Annotated in this window: 14 protein-coding genes; 11 read left to right on the top strand and 3 right to left on the bottom strand. The window is 61.5% G+C overall.

Annotated features, from left to right (window positions below; all coding sequences use genetic code 11):
* Positions 1-286: 286 nt before the first annotated feature.
* Positions 287-2926 (top strand): pyruvate dehydrogenase (acetyl-transferring), homodimeric type, encoded by a 2640-nt coding sequence (aceE, locus tag ACY8D3_RS00790; protein WP_462381077.1) that lies wholly within the window; start codon positions 287-289, stop codon positions 2924-2926.
* Positions 2927-2952: 26 nt separating this feature from the next.
* Positions 2953-4968: a dihydrolipoyllysine-residue acetyltransferase gene (gene aceF, locus ACY8D3_RS00785; RefSeq protein ID WP_462381076.1), complete on the top strand. Its 2016-nt coding sequence runs from the start codon at positions 2953-2955 to the stop codon at positions 4966-4968.
* A gap of 70 nt (positions 4969-5038) precedes the next feature.
* Here the strand turns inward: aceF and ACY8D3_RS00780 are convergent, their stop codons facing one another.
* Entirely contained in the window at positions 5039-5563 is a 525-nt protein-coding gene (locus tag ACY8D3_RS00780; protein ID WP_462381075.1) for a hypothetical protein, read from the bottom strand.
* Between the two features lie 326 nt (positions 5564-5889).
* Between ACY8D3_RS00780 and ACY8D3_RS00775 the strand changes: the two genes are divergently transcribed.
* Both ACY8D3_RS00775 and msrA read left to right on the top strand, forming a co-directional pair.
* A complete protein-coding gene (locus tag ACY8D3_RS00775; RefSeq protein WP_462381074.1) occupies positions 5890-8514 on the top strand; it encodes a putative bifunctional diguanylate cyclase/phosphodiesterase in 2625 nt (874 codons plus the stop codon).
* A gap of 137 nt (positions 8515-8651) precedes the next feature.
* Complete coding sequence (gene msrA / locus ACY8D3_RS00770; RefSeq protein WP_462381073.1) at positions 8652-9299, top strand: peptide-methionine (S)-S-oxide reductase MsrA; 648 nt, start codon at positions 8652-8654, stop codon at positions 9297-9299.
* A 223-nt stretch (positions 9300-9522) separates the two neighbouring features.
* Here msrA and ACY8D3_RS00765 read toward each other — a convergent pair whose 3' ends face one another.
* Positions 9523-9669, bottom strand: a complete 147-nt coding sequence (locus tag ACY8D3_RS00765) for a hypothetical protein (RefSeq protein WP_462381072.1) — start codon at positions 9667-9669, stop codon at positions 9523-9525.
* 323 nt (positions 9670-9992) lie between these two features.
* Between ACY8D3_RS00765 and ACY8D3_RS00760 the strand changes: the two genes are divergently transcribed.
* From ACY8D3_RS00760 to ACY8D3_RS00730, 7 genes are all read left to right on the top strand, one after another.
* On the top strand, positions 9993-10976 hold the full coding sequence (locus ACY8D3_RS00760; protein ID WP_462381071.1) for a dipeptidase: 984 nt from the start codon (positions 9993-9995) through the stop codon (positions 10974-10976).
* 206 nt (positions 10977-11182) lie between these two features.
* Positions 11183-11713, top strand: coding sequence for a DUF5943 domain-containing protein (locus tag ACY8D3_RS00755; RefSeq protein WP_462381070.1), 531 nt, complete (start codon positions 11183-11185; stop codon positions 11711-11713).
* A gap of 222 nt (positions 11714-11935) precedes the next feature.
* A complete protein-coding gene (gene dgcA, locus ACY8D3_RS00750) occupies positions 11936-13996 on the top strand; it encodes a dimethylglycine demethylation protein DgcA (RefSeq protein ID WP_462381069.1) in 2061 nt (686 codons plus the stop codon).
* A 142-nt stretch (positions 13997-14138) separates the two neighbouring features.
* Positions 14139-16136: a dimethylglycine demethylation protein DgcB gene (gene dgcB / locus ACY8D3_RS00745; protein WP_462381068.1), complete on the top strand. Its 1998-nt coding sequence runs from the start codon at positions 14139-14141 to the stop codon at positions 16134-16136.
* A 108-nt stretch (positions 16137-16244) separates the two neighbouring features.
* A complete protein-coding gene (gene etfA, locus ACY8D3_RS00740; RefSeq protein WP_462381066.1) occupies positions 16245-17477 on the top strand; it encodes an electron transfer flavoprotein subunit alpha in 1233 nt (410 codons plus the stop codon).
* 42 nt (positions 17478-17519) lie between these two features.
* Entirely contained in the window at positions 17520-18293 is a 774-nt protein-coding gene (gene etfB, locus ACY8D3_RS00735; protein WP_462381064.1) for an electron transfer flavoprotein subunit beta, read from the top strand.
* 35 nt (positions 18294-18328) lie between these two features.
* On the top strand, positions 18329-18577 hold the full coding sequence (locus ACY8D3_RS00730; protein WP_462381062.1) for a hypothetical protein: 249 nt from the start codon (positions 18329-18331) through the stop codon (positions 18575-18577).
* A gap of 288 nt (positions 18578-18865) precedes the next feature.
* Here ACY8D3_RS00730 and gbdR read toward each other — a convergent pair whose 3' ends face one another.
* Positions 18866-19960, bottom strand: coding sequence for a choline metabolism transcriptional regulator GbdR (gbdR, locus tag ACY8D3_RS00725; protein ID WP_462381060.1), 1095 nt, complete (start codon positions 19958-19960; stop codon positions 18866-18868).
* Positions 19961-21119: the final 1159 nt, after the last annotated feature.

Here is a 21119-nt window from a genome sequence, read left to right as displayed (position 1 = left end):
TGACACGTAATGATCGGCTATGGCAATGGCACCGCGAGCCGCGTTTTTCGCAGCCTTCAGCGATTCGCTTCCGGCGGTTTAACCGGCTGGCCAGGGGCTTTACCTGCCGGTTTGGCACAGGCCAAAACCGGCGCGGGGGCTGAATTAGCCGAGCAGATGTAGTAAAACTACAAAAAGCGGTAATATCCGCCGTCTACAACATCAAAGAATTAAGCCGCGCTTGTCCAAAAGACAGGCGTGACCACAGGCAATCGATTCTGGTTGCCTTTCCGCCCTGGAGCAAGCCATGCAAGATCTCGATCCAATCGAAACCCAGGAATGGCTGGACGCACTGGAGTCCGTCCTCGACCGAGAAGGTGAAGAGCGCGTTCACTATCTGATGACCCGCATGGGTGAACTCGCCACCCGCAGCGGCACGCAGCTGCCCTACTCGATCACTACCCCCTACCGCAACACGATCCCTGTTACCAAAGAAGCACGCATGCCTGGCGACCTGTTCATGGAACGCCGCATCCGCTCGCTGGTACGTTGGAACGCACTGGCCATGGTCATGCGCGCCAACATGCAGGACCCTGACCTGGGCGGTCACATTTCCACGTTCGCGTCGTCTGCGACGCTGTACGACATCGGCTTCAACTATTTCTGGAAGGCTCCGACCGAAGAGCACGGTGGCGACCTGATCTACTATCAGGGCCATGCATCTCCGGGCATTTACGCGCGCGCCTTCCTTGAAGGTCGCCTGTCTGAAGATCAGATGCTTAACTTCCGCCAGGAAGTGGACGGCAAGGGCCTTTCGTCCTACCCGCACCCACACCTGATGCCAGACTTCTGGCAATTCCCGACCGTTTCCATGGGTCTGGGTCCGATCACTGCGATCTACCAGGCGCGCTTCATGAAGTACCTGGAGAACCGCGGCTTCATCAAGGGCGGCCAGAAGGTCTGGTGCTTCATCGGTGATGGCGAGTGCGACGAGCCGGAAACCCTGGGTGCGATCTCGCTCGCAGGCCGTGAGAACCTCGACAACCTGATCTTTGTGATCAACTGCAACCTGCAGCGCCTCGACGGCCCGGTCCGCGGCAACGGCAAGATCATCCAGGAGCTCGAAGGCGTCTTCGGCGGTGCCAACTGGAACGTCACCAAGGTCATCTGGGGCCGCATGTGGGATCCGCTGTTCGCCGAAGACGACGACGGCCGCATGCAGCGTCGCATGGACGAAGCCATCGACGGCGAATACCAGAACTACAAGGCCAAGGACGGCGCGTACGTCCGCAAGCACTTCTTCGGTGCCGACCCCGAGCTGCTCAAGCGTGTCGAGAAACTCTCCGACGACGAGATCTGGAAGCTCAACCGTGGCGGCCACGACCCCTACAAGGTCTACGCGGCCTACCATCAGGCGGTCAACCACAAGGGCCAGCCCACCGTCATCCTCGCCAAAACCATCAAGGGCTACGGCACAGGTGCGGGCGAAGCGAAGAACACCGCGCACAACACCAAGAAGGTCGATGTCGATTCGCTGAAGAAATTCCGCGACCGCTTCGACATCCCGCTGAACGACTCCCAGCTGGGCGACCTGCCGTTCTATCGTCCGGCCGAAGACAGCGCGGAAATGAAATACCTGCGCAAGTGCCGCGATGCACTCGGTGGTCACCTGCCCCAGCGCCGCGCCACCAGCGTCAGCATCCCGACGCCGCCGCTCGAAACGCTCAAGGCCGTCCTCGACGGCTCGGGTGATCGCGAGATCTCCACAACCATGGCGTTCGGCCGCATCCTGTCGCAGATGGTCAAGCACAAGGAACTGGGCAAGCGCATCGTTCCGATCCTGGCTGACGAAGCCCGTACCTTCGGTATGGAAGGCATGTTCCGCCAGCTCGGCATCTACTCGCCGCATGGCCAGCTGTACGAGCCTGTCGACCGCGACCAGGTGATGTACTACCGCGAGGAGAAGGACGGTCAGATCCTGCAGGAAGGCCTGAACGAAGCAGGCGCCATGTCCTCGTTCATTGCCGCCGGTACCGCCTACAGCAACTACAACCAGCCGATGCTGCCGGTCTACATCTTTTATTCGATGTTCGGTTTCCAGCGTATCGGTGACCTGGCCTGGGCGGCCGGTGATGCCCAGACCCGCGGCTTCCTCCTCGGGGGCACGTCCGGTCGTACCACGCTGAACGGCGAAGGCCTGCAGCACGAAGACGGCCACAGCCATCTGCTGGCCAGCACCATCCCGAACTGCCGCAGCTACGACCCGACCTACGCGTACGAGCTGGCCGTGATCATGGATCACGGTACCCGTCAGATGATGGAGAAGCAGGAAAGCGTCTACTACTACATCACCGTGATGAACGAAAACTACCAGCAGCCGGCCATGCCGGAAGGCGTGGAAGAAGGCATCATCAAGGGGATGTACCTGCTCGAGGAAGCCCAGGGCGACTTCAAGCACAAGGTCCAGCTGATGGGCTCCGGCACCATCCTGCGCGAGGTCCGCGCCGCCGTCGAACTGCTCGCCGACTTCGGCGTTGGGGCAGACATCTGGAGCGTAACCAGCTTCAACGAACTGCGCCGTGAAGGCCTGGCCGTTGACCGTTGGAACCGGCTGCACCCTGCCGATGAGCCGCGCAAGACCTATGTCCAGCAGTGCCTGGAAGGCCGCGACGGTCCGGTGATCGCTTCTACCGACTACATGAAGCTGTTTGCAGACCAGATTCGCCAGTGGGTTCCGGGCGAGTACCAGGTTCTGGGCACCGACGGTTTCGGTCGCAGCGACAGCCGCAAGAAGCTGCGTGATTTCTTCGAAGTCGACCGCCGCTGGGTCGCCCTGGCCGCGCTGCAAGCGCTTGCCAACAAGGGTGAGATCGAGCGCAAGGTCGTGGCCGAAGCCATTGCCAAGTTCGGTATTGATCCAGAGAAGCGCAATCCGCTGGATTGCTGAGCGCGGACTGCGAAGGAGAATTTATTGTGAGTGAGACCATTCGCGTACCGGACATTGGCAGCGAAGGCGAAGTCATCGAGGTCCTGGTCAAGGTCGGTGATACGATCGAAGCCGAACAAGGCATCGTGACCCTCGAATCCGACAAGGCGAGCATGGAGATCCCCGCGCCCAAGGCCGGCAAGATCACCAAGCTGCATGTCAACCTGGGTGACACGCTGAAAACAGGCGACCTGCTGCTGGAGCTGGAGACCGAAGACGGTTCCAGCGACGGCGAGGCCGCCGCGGACACACCCCAGGCGCCTGTGAACAAGACGCCTGAGGCGCCGGAAGAAGCCGAAGCGCCCAGCGCAGACGGCGTCGACCATGAGAAAGAGCAAGCCGGTGGTGGCGAGCCACAGGAAGTGAAGGTTCCCGATATCGGCACCAGCGGCAAGGCGAGCATCATCGAGGTTGCGGTGAAGGCCGGCGACACGATCGAAGCCGAGCAGACCCTTATTACGCTTGAATCCGACAAGGCCAGCATGGAGATCCCGTCTCCGGCGAGCGGTGTCGTCGAGAGCGTATCGGTGAAGGTCGGTGACGAAGTCGGGACCGGCGACCTGATCCTCGTCCTCAAGGGTTCGGCCAAATCGTCCGCGCCCAAGCAGGCCGCCAGCGCTCCCGCCGAGAAGGCCGAGCAACCCAAGGAGCGCCTCGAAGAGGCTGCTGCAGAAGAACCGGCTGGCGAAACCACCGAAGAAGTGAAAATCCCGGACATCGGGACCACTGGCGGTGCGAACGTTATCGAAGTTTCGGTGAAGCCGGGCGATACCGTCGAAGCCGAACAGGCCCTGATCACGCTTGAATCCGACAAGGCGAGCATGGAGATTCCCTCTCCGAAGGCAGGCGTTGTCGAGAGCGTTTCGATCAAGGTGGGCGACGAAGCCAAGACCGGTGACCTGATCCTCGTGCTCAAGGTCGCTGGCGGCAAGCCGGCTGCCAAGCAGGAATCCAAGCCTGCGGCCGCGGCGTCGAAAGCCGAGAGTGCCACGCCAGAGCAGAGCAAGCCTGCCAACGTGCAGGGCACTGGCCAGGCGTCTGCCAAGGATGCACCTGCGGCTGGCGCGCCGAGCCGCAGTGGCAAGAAGGTCCATGCGGGCCCAGCGGTCCGCATGACGGCTCGCGAGTTTGGCGTGGATCTGGCGGACATCGAAGGCACAGGGCCGAAGGGACGTATCCTCAAGGAAGACGTCCAGGCCTATGTGAAGTCGATGATGCAGAAGGCCAAGCAGGCACCTGCCGCAGCGGCAGGCGCTACTGGCGGCGCGGGTATCCCGCCCGTTCCGGCAATCGACTTCAGCAAGTTCGGTGAAGTCGAAGAGGTCCCCATGACACGCCTGATGCAGGTTGGTGCAGCCAACCTGCACCGCAGCTGGCTCAACGTCCCGCACGTGACTCAGTTCGAGTCGGCCGACATCACGGATCTGGAAGCTTTCCGTGTTGCACAGAAGGCCGTCGCCGAGAAGGCAGGCGTCAAGCTGACCATCCTTCCGCTGCTGCTGAAGGCGTCCGCTCACCTGCTCAAGGAGCTGCCAGACTTCAACAGTTCGTTGGCCCCAAGTGGCAAGGCCATCATCCGCAAGAAATACGTGAACATCGGTTTTGCCGTGGACACGCCGGATGGTTTGCTGGTCCCTGTCATCAAGAACGTCGATCAGAAGAACCTGCTGCAGCTGGCAGCCGAAGCGGCGGATCTCGCTGACAAGGCTCGCAAGAAGAAGCTCTCTTCGGATGACATGCAGGGCGCCTGCTTCACGATCTCTAGCCTTGGCCACATTGGCGGTACCGGCTTCACGCCGATCGTCAACGCGCCCGAAGTGGCGATCCTGGGTGTCTCGAAGGCCGCCATGCAGCCCGTTTGGGATGGCAAGGCGTTCCAGCCTCGCCTGATGCTGCCATTGTCGCTGTCCTACGATCACCGCGTGATCAACGGGGCTGCGGCGGCTCGCTTCACCAAGCGCCTGTCGGAACTGCTGGCCGACATCCGCACGATCCTGCTGTAACCGGCTCGTATCGCGCGAAAGAAAATGCCCGCTTCAGCGGGCATTTTCGTGTCTGGCGTCCGGCGGATGCTCAGCCGCGCTGTACGTTGCGGATCAAAAGGCTCAACGCCTTGGCTAACTGATCGGCACCGCTCTGGTCGCGCACGATGACCACCATGGGGTCACGCCCCCCTGGCTCGGCAAAGCTGCAGGTCACGCCGGAGGGCGGGCATTCGTAGCGTATGAAGGGATCAACCCCGAACAGCGAAAACCGACGGTTGCGTACGGCAAGGTCTCCGCCCTGCTCTCCCCGTGATTCTTCTCTCACCAGAATCTCTCCGGGTTTGCCCAGGCTCACTTCGTATTTCACACCTTTAGGATTCGGCTCGTCCAGCCGATAACCCGCCTTGAGCATGTAGGCCGTGAGTAGCGCGTTCGTGTGGGCCAGCAGAGCTTGGCGCTCGTCGGTGATGAGATAGAGACGCTTCAGCCCCTCGAGATATTGCGCCTGGTCCGGACTGGTCAGCGTTGCCTCCTGTGCCTGTCCTGGGGTTGCGAACACGGGCAGCATCGAGCCGAACAGAACCGCAGCGGCCAATCGTTGGGCGGTCTTCATGGAAGAGTCCTTTCCTGGGGTGAAAGAGAGTAACGAAACCGATTGGAAGGGGTACGCCTGCGCCCGTGGCGACGCATGCCCCAGCCAGCGGTTGCCAAGTTTGGCCTATCGGACATTCCGACAGCGAAGTGAGTACGATTCAGGGTTCCAAGCGGTTGGTTGTGTTGGACGAATGGCCTTAATTATTGGCGCCTTCAGCCGCCATTGAGATTTAAAGGCAATCTGCCACTGTTTTACTTGTCAGGCCTCTGGACATCATGCAACCTGCGCTGCAGGCCAGAGACAGCCTAGGTTGAAGCGATTGCATACATGATGCGTGACGTCCAATGAAGAGCCAGCTTGATGCCGCCCAGCGTACCGCGGCTGAGGTGACGCACCTTCCGGTGCCATCCCGGCTTGGAATGCTGCGCTTCGAGCGGCTCAATGAGCCGAGTTGGGCCCTGCTCTTCATTGACAACGCGAGTGAACGCCTGCTCGGCATACCCGCCGCCGACCTTTGCTCGCTGCTTGATGCGCCCTTTGCGAGCCTCATGGCGCCGCAGGAGCGCTACCGCCTGCACGATGAAATCCAAACGCAGCTGGCCCGCTTTGGTCACTACACTGTCCGCTATGTCTGCTACGCAGCGACGGGCGCCCATATGGTCACCGAGGTTGGCGAAGCGACCCAGCAACATGGCCGTTCGCTCCTGCATGGTTACCTGTGCGTATCGCCGGAAATGGCCGACGTCGACGCCCTCGAAGGCGGACGTGAGAATGCCCTGGGCCCATGCGTTCGGACAGACGCGCATCAAAAGCTGATCCTCAATCTGGCGCGCCATCGTTACCTTTCAGACGATCCATGCTTGGAGGCGGCCCAGCTGATTACGCAGGAAGCTGCCAGGATCTACGAAGTGACCCGTGCGAGCATCTGGCGGCTCGAGGGCAACCTGCTTCTCCCTGTGTATACCTACAATCGCAATGCGGACGCCGAAGAGCCGCTCGAACCTATCGACCTCACGCCATTCCCCGACTACCTGAACATCCTGCACAGCGACCGTGCGATCGCAGCCAATGACGGCCACAAAGATACCCGCACGTCAGCCATGGTCTCCCTGTGGGAGCCCGCTGGACATCCCTGCGCCTTGTTGGACGCGGGGATACGCGTAGATGGCCAGGTCGTTGGCGTCCTGTGCCTGGAGCAGTCCGGCCTGACCCGGGACTGGCTGCTTGAAGAGATTGCCTTTGCCGGTGAACTGGCCGATCAGTACGCCCAGGTGCTTGCCAACCAGGAGCGGCGCAGCGCCACCAACGCGCTGTATCTGTTTCAACGTGCAGTAGAGCAAAGCGTCAGCGCATTCCTGCTGGTTGACCGAGACGGTTATGTTGAGTACGTAAACCCGAGTTTCACGGACATCACCCAATACACGGCGGACGAAGTGCAGGGCCACCGCCTTTCCGAACTCCCTGCACTGGACAATCTGAACGAGCTCCTGCTCGATGCCCAGGTGGCCATGGAGCACAACGGTTGGCAGGGGGAGTTCCGTAGCCGCCGCAAGAATGGCGAGCAGTACTGGGGCCAGCTTTCACTTTCGAAGGTGTTCAACGAAAGTGGCGAGCTGACCCATTACATCGGCATCTACGAAGACGTTACCGAAGCGAAACTCGCCCAGCAGCGCATCGAGAAATTGGCCTTTACCGACAACCTCACCGGCCTGGGGAACCGCCCCCACTTCATCCGAAGTCTGGAAGAGCGGTTCGAGCGTGATACTACGCGGCCGATGAGCCTGCTCCTGGTCGACATTGATAACTTCAAACGGATCAACGACACCCTGGGGCATCAGACGGGTGACAAGCTCTTGTTCAGCCTGGCCCGCCGGCTTCGCGACATACTCACGCCCGGTGACCTGCTGGCGCGCTTCGCCAGCAACGAATTCGCTCTATTGATGGACGGTTCCGACCTGGAGATGGGCCACAGGCTGGCTTACAAGGTGCTTCAGACGCTGGACAAGCCCCTCTTCGTCGACAACCAGCCCATCAGCATTACCGGTTCGGTAGGCGTCGCCTGCGCGCCGCAGCACGGCGCGGATCCGCAGACGCTGATGAAACATGCGGGGTTGGCGCTCCACAAGGCCAAGGCCAACGGAAAACACCAGCTCCAGGTGTTCACCGAAGCGTTGAACGCCGAGGCCAGCTACAAATTGTTCGTCGAGAACAACCTGCGCCGAGCGCTCGATCAAGGCGAGCTCGATGTGTTCTACCAGCCCAAGCTTTGCCTGCGAAGCGGCAAATTGCTGGGTCTCGAGGCGCTGCTTCGCTGGAACCACCCCGAACGCGGCATGATCCGCCCGGATCAGTTCATCAGCGTGGCCGAGGAGACCGGACTGATCGTACCGATCGGGAAGTGGGTCATCCGCCAGGCCTGTCGGATGAGCCGACAGATGCGCGAAGCCGGACTGGGGCGCATCCAGGTCGCGATCAACCTGTCGCCCAAACAGTTCTCCGACGCCGAACTGGTTGACTCGATCACCCGCATTCTCACCGAAGAGAAACACGAAGCCGGCCTGCTCGAACTTGAACTCACCGAAAGCCTGTTGCTCGACGCGACCGACGACACCCGGCAGCAGCTGATCCGCCTCAAGAACCTCGGCCTGACGCTCGCCATGGATGACTTCGGCACCGGCTATTCGTCGCTAAGCTATCTGAAAAAATTCCCCATCGATGTCATCAAGATCGATCGGACCTTCGTGAAGGACATTCCGTCGAACCAGGACGACATGGAAATCACCTCTGCCGTGATCGCCATGGCACACAACCTCAAGCTTCAGGTTGTCGCCGAAGGTATTGAAACCGGTGAGCAACTCGCTTTCCTGCGCCGACAGCACTGCGACATCGGCCAGGGCTATCTTTTCGACAGACCGATCTCCTCCGCCGAACTGCTGACCAGCCTGCGCCGTTATCCGTCGCGCGCATAAGCCTTCCAACCTCCGGCACTACGTTCCGGCCCTGCGACTTCCCTGCGCTCAACCCTACGCACGCTGATCGATCGCGCCATGACCTTGGCCGCCTGCGGGTGTACCCTGTCTTATCCGTGCCCCAACTGGAGTCGCCCATGGTCTTGCGTTCCCAGATTCTCGCTCACAAGCTCGAACTGCCCACAGCCGAACAGGCCTTGCCGGGCCGGGCTGCACCGTTGCCTGTCCCTGAAGCGCATTACGTGAATGGCCACCCGCTCAAAGGGCCCTTCCCGGACCACCTGCACGTGGCGATCTTCGCGATGGGCTGCTTCTGGGGCGCCGAGCGTCGCTTCTGGCAGCAGGATGGGGTGTGGACCACAGCAGTGGGCTACGCCGGCGGCTTCACGCCGAATCCGACCTATGAAGAAACGTGCTCGGGCCTTACCGGCCACACCGAGGCGGTGCTCGTCGTCTTCGACCCAGCCATTACCCGCTACGAGCAACTGCTCAAGGTATTCTGGGAGGCACACAATCCGACCCAGGGCATGCGCCAGGGTAACGATGTCGGTACCCAGTACCGCTCAGCCATCTATTGGCTGGACGAGGCTCAGCGTGACGCAGCAATCGCCAGTGAACAGGCGTTCCAGGCCGAGCTGGAGAAAGCGGGCCTGGGCGAGATCACCACCGAGATTGCCGAAGCGCCCACCTTCTACTACGCCGAGGCCTATCACCAGCAGTACCTGGCCAAGAACCCTAACGGCTATTGCGGCCTGGGTGGCACCGGCGTCTGCCTGCCCGCCTGATGCGTCCTGCTCATCTGGTCGCAGCCGCTGGCGCCTTGCTGCGACCAGACCAGACCATTCGAACTACTTTGCCGCGGGGCTTCGTTTTCGATCTGACCTACCCGGCCTAGCCCTGCCAAACCCACCGCCGCGAGGCTGCCTACGCTGCGTGGCCCATCCAGCCTCAAGCGCCAGGAAACGGGTCAACCTGACTCATCGCCACGCGTGCCTCTGCTGCAGCCAATTACGCGCGCACATAGGCGAGCGCTCGTGTTGCTTCGAGGTCCTCGATGGACGATTCCCGTCCCGCCAGATAGAAACAATGGGGCTGGTCCGCCACCTGCTCGGCAGGTTCGGCCGCTTCCTGTTGGGCCGCACGCTGCTGGAGCACCGTTGCGCCCTACTGGGCCGACGCCCAGATGCACCCACGCCACGTCTTGGGAAGTTCCAGGCTTCTAGCTGCCCCAAGACTAATAGCCGGCTGGACACGATTTGCAGGTTTAATCCGCCCTACGGCCCAGACCATCGTAAAGCGGTATCTCCACGACAGGCGACCCGCGACGCCGAAGTCGCGGCGTGTCGCAAATGCGACAGCCTTGACGCTCTGAGAAAACCCCCAGTCGTTTTTGCACCGAGGCCTGCAGACGCCCAGGGATAAGCTGCCCCCAACGCGCCGCCAACCGAGCTGCGCACCGACTTCGAGGGGACAGTCTGATGACGCCAGCCGAACTTCACGCCGATAGCATCGTCATCGACGGCCTGATCATCGCGAAATGGAACCGTGAGCTGTTCGAGGACATGCGCAAGGGCGGCCTGACCATGGCCAACTGCACGGTTTCCGTCTGGGAAGATTTTCAGGAAACCGTGGATGCCATTGCCGCCAGCCAGAAATTGATCCGCGAGAACAGCGATCTGGTCATGCAGGTCCGCACGACCGCCGACATTCGCAAAGCGAAGGCGCTGGGTAAGACCGGCATTCTGTTCGGTTTCCAGAATGCGCACGCCTTCGAAGACCAGATCAGCTACGTCGAGATCTTCAAACAGCTCGGCGTGGGCATCGTGCAGATGTGCTACAACACCCAGAACCTCGTGGGCACCGGCTGCTACGAACGCGACGGCGGACTGTCCGGCTTCGGTCGCGAGATCGTGGCGGAAATGAACCGTGTCGGCGTCATGTGCGACCTCTCCCATGTAGGCAGCAAGACCAGTGAGGAAGTCATCCTCGAATCGAAGAAGCCCGTCTGCTACTCCCATTGCCTGCCGTCCGGCCTCAAGGAACACCCGCGCAACAAGTCCGATGAAGAGCTCAAGTTCATTGCGGACCACGGTGGCTTCGTTGGAGTCACCATGTTCGCGCCCTTCCTCGCCAAGGGCATCGACTCGACCATCGATGACTATGCCGAAGCCATCGAATACGTGATGAACATCGTCGGCGAGGATGCGATCGGCATCGGCACCGACTTCACACAGGGCCATGGCCAGGACTTCTTCGAGTACCTCACCCATGACAAGGGCTACGCCCGCCGGCTGACCAACTTCGGAAAGATCATCAACCCGCTGGGCATTCGGACAGTGGGCGAATTCCCGAACCTTACCGAGACGCTGCTCAAGCGCGGAATGTCCGAGCGCACGGTGCGCAAGGTGATGGGCGAGAACTGGGTGCGGATTCTTTCCGACGTCTGGCACGAAGAGAAATAGATCGGCCGCCTATTGCGCGGACCTATCGCGGCGCCAGGTCCTCGCAGCGCGCTCGCCGTGCCTCGGCATTGTCTCGCACACCGCTCTGGTCCTTCCTTGCGCCAGGACTGCTCGACAAGCGAGGCAAAGCGCAAAGCGATTCGCCCGGATAAATAACAACTTCAGCAACGCGGGCCTTCCCCGCCTGACAACAGGATTGAACGCACATGGCCACACACGCTCCCGAGATGCCCATTCAGGTCGATGACGAAACCGGCGTCTGGACGACCGATGCGCTGCCGATGCTCTACGTCCCGCGGCACTTCTTCGTGAACAACCACATGGGTATCGAAGAAGTACTGGGTGCAGAGAAGTACGCGGAAATCCTCTACAAGGCCGGCTACAAGTCCGCCTGGCATTGGTGCGAGAAAGAGGCCGAGTGCCACGGCCTGGAAGGCGAAGCGGTATTCGAGCACTACATGAAACGCCTGTCCCAACGCGGCTGGGGCCTTTTCGAGACGCAGAAACTGGACCTGACCACCGGCTATGCCGAGGTCAAGCTCAAGCATTCGGCCTTCGTCTACGTGTACGGCAAGGTCAACCGCAAGGTGGACTACATGTTCACCGGCTGGTTCTCGGGCGCCATCGACCAGATCCTGGCCGCACGAGGCAGCTCCATTCGCACGACGACGGTACAGGAGTACAGCGGCGCCGAAGACGGCCATGACGACGGCCTGTTCGTGACGCGGCCGCTCTAGAAACGGCTGCTCTCCCCGGTGGAAGGCTTCCAGTCCACCGGGCAGACCGGAAAACGCATGAACGCGACGTTGCCATGAGTTGCCCGTCGCGTAAGGCACGGGTTGGTGCCCCGAGACGGTCGACCAACCAAAAGAACAAGAAGGGATGGGGCATCACCTCATCGCAAAAATCGATGTCACGTAGCGCACCGTGCGCGCCGTAGCCGAGTTGAGGGAAACGTTATGGCCTTCGAAGCAATGTTCGAACCGATCCAGATCGGCAAACTCACCATCCGCAACCGTGTGTTGTCGACCGCGCATGCTGAGGTCTACGCCACGGATGGCGGGATGACCACCGATCGCTACGTGAAGTATTACGAGGAGAAGGCCAAGGGCGGTATCGGCCTTGCGATCTGCGGCGGCTCTTCGGTGGTGGCCATCGACAGCCCTCAGCATTGGTGGAGCTCGGTCAACCTCGCCACGGACCGCATCATCCCCCACTTTCAGAATCTGGCCGATGCCATGCACAAGCATGGCGCCAAGATCATGATTCAGATTACCCACATGGGCCGCCGCTCGCGCTGGGATGGCGGGCACTGGCCCACACTGATGTCGCCGTCCGGCATACGCGAACCCGTCCACCGGGCGACCTGCAAGACGATCGAGCCCGAGGAGATCTGGCGCGTCATCGGTAACTTCGCCCAGGCCGCACGCCGCGCCAAGGCCGGCGGCCTGGACGGGGTCGAGCTGTCCGCCGTGCACCAGCATATGATCGACCAGTTCTGGTCACCGCGTGTGAACAAGCGTACTGACGAATGGGGCGGCAGCTTCGAGAACCGTATGCGCTTCGGCCTCGAAGTGCTCAAGGCCGTACGCGCCGAAGTGGGCGATGATTTCTGCGTCGGCATGCGCATCACGGGTGACGAGTTCCACCCGGACGGCCTGTCCCACGATGACATGAAGCAGATCGCCAAGTACTACAGCGATACCGGCATGCTGGACTTCATCGGCGTGGTCGGCTCAGGCTGCGATACGCACAACACGCTGGCCAACGTCATTCCTAACATGACCTACCCGCCCGAGCCGTTCCTGCACCTGGCGGCCGGCATCAAGGAAGTGGTCAACGTCCCGGTCCTGCACGCGCAGAACATCAAGGATCCGAACCAGGCCACGCGTATCCTCGAAGGGGGCTACGTCGACATGGTCGGCATGACCCGCGCGCACATGGCAGACCCACACCTGATCGCCAAGATCCGCATGGGCCAGGTCGACCAGATCAAGCAGTGCGTCGGCGCCAACTATTGCATCGACAGGCAGTACCAGGGCCTGGACGTGCTGTGTATCCAGAACGCTGCGACCAGCCGCGAATACATGGGTGTCCCGCACATCATCGAAAAATCCACGGGGCCCAAGCGCAAGGTGGTTATCGTTGGCGGTGGCCCCGCCGGGATGGAAGCCGCACGCGTATCGGCCGAGCGTGGTCACGACGTTACGTTGTTCGAAAAGCAGGAGGCGCTCGGTGGCCAGATCACCCTGGCGTCCCGCGCGCCGCAGCGTGACCAGATTGCCGGTATCACCCGCTGGTATCAGCTCGAACTGACCCGCCTGGGCGTGGACGTAAGGCTGGGAACTGCCGCCGATGCCGATACGGTCCTCGATCTTCGCCCGGACATCGTCGTGCTTGCCAATGGCGGCCATCCATTCCTGGAACAGGTGGAGCATTGGGGCGCGGCTGAAGGCCTCGTGGTCAGCAGCTGGGACATTCTTTCCGGACGCGTCGAGCCGGGTCAGAACGTTCTGGTGTACGACACGATCTGTGAATTCAGCGGCATGTCGGCGGCCGACTACCTTGCCGACAAAGGCGCGCAAGTCGAGATCGTCACCGACGACATCAAGCCGGGCGTGGCCATCGGCGGCACCACCTTCCCCACTTATTACCGCAGCCTGTACCCCAAGGAAGTGATCATGACCGGCGACCTGATGCTGGAGAAGGTCTACGCCGAAGGGGACAAGAAAGTGGCCGTTCTGGAGAACGAGTACACCGGGGCGAAGGAGGAACGGGTCGTCGACCAGATCGTCATCGAGAACGGTGTCCGTCCCGACGAGACGCTCTACTACGCGCTCAAGGAAGGCTCGCGCAACAAGGGCCAGATGGATATCGAAGCGCAGTACGCAATCCAGCCCCAGCCGTGCCTGGCAGAAAGCGGTGATGGCTATCTGCTGTTCCGTATCGGCGATTGCGTCGCGCAGCGCAATACTCACGCGGCCATCTACGACGCACTGCGACTCTGCAAGGACTTCTGATCCGGATTGGATGACGGCTCCCACGCTCTGCGCGGGAGACCTGGCGCCGTGACGCTCGGCGTCACAAGCGCTGGACGCAGAGCGTCCAGCGATGCGTTACCACGCAGAGCGTGGGAACGATCAACCCTGTGAGGGTAAGCAAATGCTGCAAACCATACTCCCCATTCTGCTCTTCACCGCCCTGGCGCTTGCCGTGCTTGGCGCTTTGAAGCGATTCATGATGTGGCGCCGCGGACGTCCCTCGAAGGTCAGCTGGATTGGTGGCCTCTTGAAGATGCCACGGCGTTATCTTGTCGACCTGCACCACGTGGTCGAGCGCGACAAGTACATGTCCCGGACGCACGTTGCGACAGCCGGTGGATTCGTACTGGCCGCTGCACTGGCCATCGCCGTTCATGGCTTCGGCTTGCAGCACCAGGTGTTGGCCTGGGCGTTGATGGCCGCGACCCTTTGCATGTTCACAGGTGCCCTCTTCGTTGCCAGGCGTCGTCGCAATCCACCGGCTCGGCTATCCAAGGGCCCCTGGATGCGCCTGCCCAAGAGCCTGCTCATGTTCTCGGTGAGCTTTTTCATCGCAACCCTGCCGGTGGCGGGCGTTCTGCCGGAAAACTTCGGCGGCTGGCTGCTCGCGGGTGTTCTCGCGCTGGGCATTGCCTGGGGTGTTTCGGAGATGTTTTTCGGCATGACCTGGGGCGGCCCGATGAAGCACGCCTTCGCCGGGGCGCTTCACCTCGCCTGGCACCGCCGTGCAGAGCGTTTCTCCACGCCCTATAACGCCAGTGCCGCCCGCTCCAGTGGGCTCAAGGCGCTAAACCTCGATGACCAGAGCGCGCCACTGGGCGTCGGCAAACCCGTGGATTTTACCTGGAACCAGTTACTCGGCTTCGATTCCTGCGTCCAGTGCGGGCGCTGCGAAGCCATGTGCCCGGCATTCGCGGCCGGTCAGCCGCTCAATCCGAAGAAGCTCATCCAGGACATGGTGATAGGCCTCGCAGGCGGCAGCGATGCGCGCTTTGCCGGTTCGCCCTACCCTGGCAAGCCCATCGGTGAGCATCAGGGTGGCCCGCATCAGCCTATCGTTTCTCTGGAAGGCAAGGCGCTCGTCGATGCGGAGACCCTTTGGTCCTGCACGACCTGCCGTGCCTGCGTCGAGGAATGCCCGATGATGATCGAGCACGTCGACGCGATCGTCGACATGCGCCGTCATCTCACGCTGGAGAAGGGCGCGACGCCCAACAAAGGCGCCGAAGTGCTGGACAACCTCATCGCGACCGACAATCCGGGCGGCTTCGCGCCAGGCGGCCGGATGAACTGGGCAGCCGACCTCAGCCTGCCACTCATGAGCGAGAAAGGCGGCGCGGATGTCCTGTTCTGGGTCGGCGACGGCGCCTTCGATATGCGCAACCAGCGCACGCTGCGTGCGTTCGTGAAGATTCTGCGCGCCGCGAAGATCGACTTCGCCGTGCTGGGTCTGGAAGAGCGCGACAGTGGCGATGTCGCACGGCGCCTGGGTGATGAAGCGACATTCCAGACCCTGGCCCGTCGCAACATCGATACGCTGTCCAGGTACCGTTTCGACACGATAGTGACCTGTGACCCGCACAGTTTCCACGTGCTGAAAAACGAGTACGGCGAGCTGGGTGGCCGGTACACCGTGTATCACCACAGTACCTACATCGAGACACTCATCAACGCGCACCGCCTCACCCTCGGTATCCATCCGCTCGCAGGCGAGCATGGCGGCCGCGTGACCTATCACGATCCCTGTTATCTCGGCCGCTATAACGGCGAGTATGAGGCACCGCGGGAAGTCCTTTCAGCCATTGGCATCGACGTGGTCGAGATGACCCGCTCCGGCTACCGCTCGCGCTGCTGTGGCGGCGGCGGCGGCGCGCCGATTACGGACATCCCCGGCCAGCAACGTATCCCGGACATGCGCATGGCTGACATCCGGGAAACCGAAGCGGAGCTGGTTGCCGTTGGCTGCCCGCAGTGCACGCTGATGCTCGAGGGCGTGGTCGAACCCAGGCCGCAGGTGAAGGACATCGCCGAGCTGGTCGCAGAAGCCCTGGTCGAAACCCCCGATGCGCCGAAGGCTGCCACGCCGAGTCGGAAGAAAGTTACGGAGCCCGCGCTATGAGCACCCTGCACCACTTGAAGCGCGCAAGGCCAGGCCGTGCTTTCCTTATCCCGCGTCAGGGAACCCCCTGCTCGGGCACGCCCCGTATTCACCGCGAGAGCAGCCACCATGAGTGATCTCATCAGACGCGATCCGCGTGCCGAATGGATTGCCCGTAACCGGCTCCATCCACTGCACGCGACCCTTCAGGATGCGAAGACGCGCTGGGTCGGCCCCAACGGCATCATGCGCAAGAATCCCCACGCAATCGCTGCGGGCTTCATCGGCCCCAATGGCATCAAGCGGCTCGACCGCTCGGGTGCACAGCAGGGTGGATCGCTACGCCGTGGTGCTGCCGCCCCGGCTGAAGTCGTATTGCCACTTCATTTGGTCGAAACGCCCCAGCATTACGTCGCCGTGGTGCCCGACATGGTCGGCGGGCGCCTGTCGGCACATGACAAGGACCTGCTCGGACTGGCCCGCCAATTGGCGGGCGCACACGGTGCAGTGCTGGCGATTGTCTTCGGCGAGGCCAAGGAAACCGCATTCGATACGGCGGGTGTCGACCGCCTGCTCCGTCTCGACAGCGCAGCCTACGAAGGCTATGCGCCCGAGCAGCGTGTGATTGCGCTCCAGGCGGTTGAGCGACAGTTCGATCCAAGCTACTGGCTCCTGCCCGACAGCCGAAATGGCGGCGGCGAGCTCGGCAGGCGCCTCGCGGCTGCGCTTGGCGAGCGACCAGCGACCCGTGTCTGGCAAGTGAAGGACGAGCAATGTGTCCGTCGCGCTGGCGCGGGTCTGGAAGATGTCACCCAGGCACTGCCGCGTATTGTCCTGGCACTGCCGGAGTGCGCTGAACCCATCAGCGAAAGCCGCCATGAAGCACGCACCGTCGAGCTCAGCGGCTCGCTTCCACATCACCTGGCGCGGATCGAGGACAGAGGGCCCGTCGCGGTCGATCCGGCTCGCATTCCCATGGCCGAAGCCGAGTTCATCCTGTCAGGCGGCAATGGCGTGAAGGATTGGGACCTGTTTCACCACGCCGCGGAGACGCTGGGCGCGACCGAGGGCGCTTCGCGTGTTGCGGTCGACGACGGGCATATGCCGCGTGCTCGGCAGGTGGGCGCCACGGGCACCTGGGTCACCGCACGCGTGTACCTGGCCATCGGCATCTCGGGGGCGGTCCAGCACCTGCAAGGCATCGGCGCCTGTGAGAAGGTCATCGCGGTAAACATGGACCCGAAATGCGACATGGTGAAGCGTGCGGACCTCGCCGTTATCGGCGATGCCGCGGCGATCCTGCAGGCACTGGTTCAGAAGGTCCAGGCGCATCGTCAGCAAGGTGAACGTGATGCTGCCTGATTACGCCGTATCGACCCCTGCTGTACGCCTGGAGGCTGAGTCATGAGCGACTTGAAGATATGCACACTCGTCTCGATCGGCGCACATCCGGCCTCCGGTCGGCCCCGGCGCGCCGAGCAGGATGCACGCGCCGTCGAGCTTGGGCTGGGGCTTGTCGGAGAGCAGTTGGACGTGGTCCATGCAGGTGATCCGGCTACGGAAATCCTGCGCAGCTATTTGGGCATGGGGCTGCCCTCTTTGACGGTCATAGAGCAGCCCGCTCACACCGACGCCCTTCCTGGTCTTGTCGAACACATACGTGGTCAAGGCGCCAATGTGGTCCTGACCGGTAGCCAGGCCGAGACCGGCGAAGGGTCGGGTCTGCTGCCGTACCTGCTCGCGGAGAAACTGGGTTGGCCGCTGGTCGTCGGCCTGGCCGAGATCGAACACGTCGATGGCAATACCGCCTCCATCCTTCAAGCGCTTCCGCGCGGCCAGCGGCGCCGACTGAGCGTTCGTCTGCCCTTCGTCGCCAGTGTCGACGCAGCCGCGCCGGCACCGCGCCAGAGCGCTTTTGGCCCTGCGCGACGGGGCGAGTTGACGACAGAATCTCACTCGCATGTCGAAGACCCGCTTTTCGTACAGGGCCAGTGGCAACCTGCTCGCCCCCGACCGAAGCGCCTAAAGGTCATCAAGGCGAAAACAGGCGCCGAGCGCATGAAGGCGGCGACCGCCAAGGCATCCGGTGGCGGAGGCCAGGTCCTGACCGGGGTAACGCCGGAAGCCGGTGCAGACGCTATATTCAAGGTGCTACTGGAAGAAGGCGTGCTTCGCTGACTGTGAACTCAAGCTTTTTCGGGAGGATTGCCCCCATGATGATGGCTGAACTGATCGACCAGGACGACTTCCGTGACCGACTTGTCAGCCTGGGTTTCGAATTGCCGCCGGGGATATCCGCGGAGGCCGCGTGCCAGCGTGTGGCAACCGGGCTGTGCGCAGATCGGGCCCGCCAGCTTCGCCGGCTGGTCGAGGATCTGCTTGGAGGCTCTGCGACTCTCCTCCCTGCCGTTCGTGAAGCCATCAATCGGCATCTGCTACCAGCGCTGCTAGCCGCTCGCTAGGTCACGGGCCCGCACGCTGCCTGCAATAGCCAGCGCGGGGTCCGGTACAGGAGCGATAGCCAGACCGTAACGTGCGCTAGTGGCGGCGGTCCCAATTTTCCGTAACGGGACTCAAGCGAAAAGCAGCACGCCGCTTGCAGCCTTCATCGCCACCCTGTTCTTTTGCAGATTTTATAGCTGGGGTAATAGAGGGATCGGAGCACCTCGGCACGAGGCGCAAGGTGGAGACCTTTCGGCATCTCCACCTCGACCGTATCAATCCGTGTTACGCGCCGCTCCGGCGAGAACTTACAAACGAACGCTTGCAAACGTGGACTCGCCCTGCGCGCTGCTCAATGCAAGGAGCGCCGCGGAGTTACGCGCGACGTCTTCGGGCACCGGAATGAAGGCAACGACGTTGCTCGATGTCTGCCCGGCTCGCTCGTCACGCGGAGGAATGCCGAAGAATTCGCGGTAGCACTTCGAGAAGTGGGGCGTCGATACGAAGCCGCATACGGACGCTACTTCGATGATGGACATGGAGGTCTGCTTGAGCAACTGCCGCGCCCGGATCAGACGCAGCTTGAGGTAGTAGCGTGAAGGCGAGCAATGCAGGTATTTCTGGAACAGGCGTTCAAGCTGACGGCGCGAAACGTCCACATAGGTCGCCAGCTCGTCAAGATCGATGGGCTCCTCCAGGTTTGCCTCCATCAAGGCCACGATTTCCTGCAGTTTCGGCTGGTTGGTACCGAGCATATGTTTGAGCGGAACGCGCTGATGATCCTGCTCGTTACGCATGCGCTCGTAGATGAACATTTCAGAGATCGCAGCTGCCAGTTCCCGCCCGTGGTCGCGGGCAATGAGGTGCAACATCATGTCCATCGGCGCGGTGCCGCCCGAAGAGGTGTAGCGATTGCGGTCAATGGAGAATAGGCGTGTGGTCATTGCTACCCGTGGAAATGCCTCCTGCATCGCCGCCAGACATTCCCAGTGCACGCTGCAGTCGTAGCCATCGAGCAATCCTGACTTTGCCAGCGCCCAGCTGCCCGTACAAACCCCGCCGATACAGCGCCCATGACGCGCCTGAGCCTGGAGCCAGGCGATGTGCTCGCGCTTGACGGAATGCTGGATGCCCACGCCGCCACAGACCAGGATCACGTCGAGGGCCGGAGCCTGCGCAAAGCCCATGTCCGGTGTGATTTGAAGACCGTCACTCGCCCGAGCGGGAGCACCGTCGGATGTCAAGGTGAACCAGCGAAACAGCTCCTTGCCGGACAGCTGGTTGGCCATGCGAAGCGGTTCGACTGCCGAAGCAAGCGACATGAGTGTGAAATTATCGAGCAGTAGTAATCCAATGGATTTGATTGCTGCACCTTTGGATTGACCAGGGTTCACGTCGGGCATCGCTCTCTCCTCACACACAGGGCCACACGGTCGAGGCCTACGGTATCGGTGGAAGTCTTTGGCTTCCTCATGCGTGAAACAAAGCAAGGCTCATGCCTCTATTGAATGGTCGTTCAATAAAAAATCCAACCGCTCTGCAACGGTGCATTGGCGGCTACGGGCGATGGGCGTTACAGCCAGCGAAGAGTGGCTCTGAGGTGTACGGTATCAGCGCTATTTCCTGCAGTAACACGCCGGTAATAAAAGGGGCATCATGCGAATCGGTGCGCACCGTCCTGAGGCATAAGGGCCATTCCCTGCGCTGAGAAATGCCAGGCCGGACACCCCACGAATCGCCTGATTGATTTCCAGGCGACTGCATCGAAAAAAACCTTCACAAACGCGGCCAGACACGTCGCTTTTTTGCAGCTGGACGTGCATGCTTCGCGCCCGATCCAGGTGCGCCTGCGCGGCACGCACTGTTGATCAGAAAACAACCAGCACTACTTACAAACGCGGCGCAAATTCTTCAGGAGCGCGCTACGAAAAAGCGATTCTTTCATCCGAAAAAATTGGAAATTGCAGAAAAAAAATCAATTTTTTTCATTCCTCGCAATCGCCCGTCACTTGTAGCCTGAGGCCGATCCCGGGCGCCGCGATTCCGGCGCAGCAGGCGGCGTCAAGGTCCAAGTTGCCTTTTTTTCTGGTAGGGTTTTTAACGCTTTCGTTGAGTCAACCACCGGTTTGCATGGTCACAAAGGGACTTCCGAGGTGCCCATCATCGGGGGAAATGAGACGAACGCGTACCGTTCGGCAAGATGTCGTCGCCCAACACGTCAGGGTCGTTAACCGACAATTGCCGGGCCATCAAGCCTATATCGTTGAGACAGCCGATTCGTCGCTGTCGGTCGTTCGAGACCGACGCCGGAGTACTCCGCTCCGTGCCGATGAAGAATTAAAAGTGGTAGCTCCCCTGGGTGGAGAGCTACCCATAAGAACAAGATTCGGACGCATGCATGCTTCCCTCCTGGGGCATGACGGCTCCAGCAGTATGGGCTCTTAGCACTGCCAGAGGATTTTGACAGCGGTTTGCAAGAGATACAGAACGCCATGCGTGCATGTCGGCCGTGGCCGGCAGGAGACTCGACTTCGCCCAAACGGCGACGTTGCAGGTTTTCCC

The sequence above is a fragment of the Pseudomonas sp. Marseille-QA0892 genome (genome assembly GCF_054950135.1).
The sequence above is the reverse complement of the archived record's forward strand: the minus strand, read 5'-3'. Positions and strand labels throughout refer to the sequence as shown.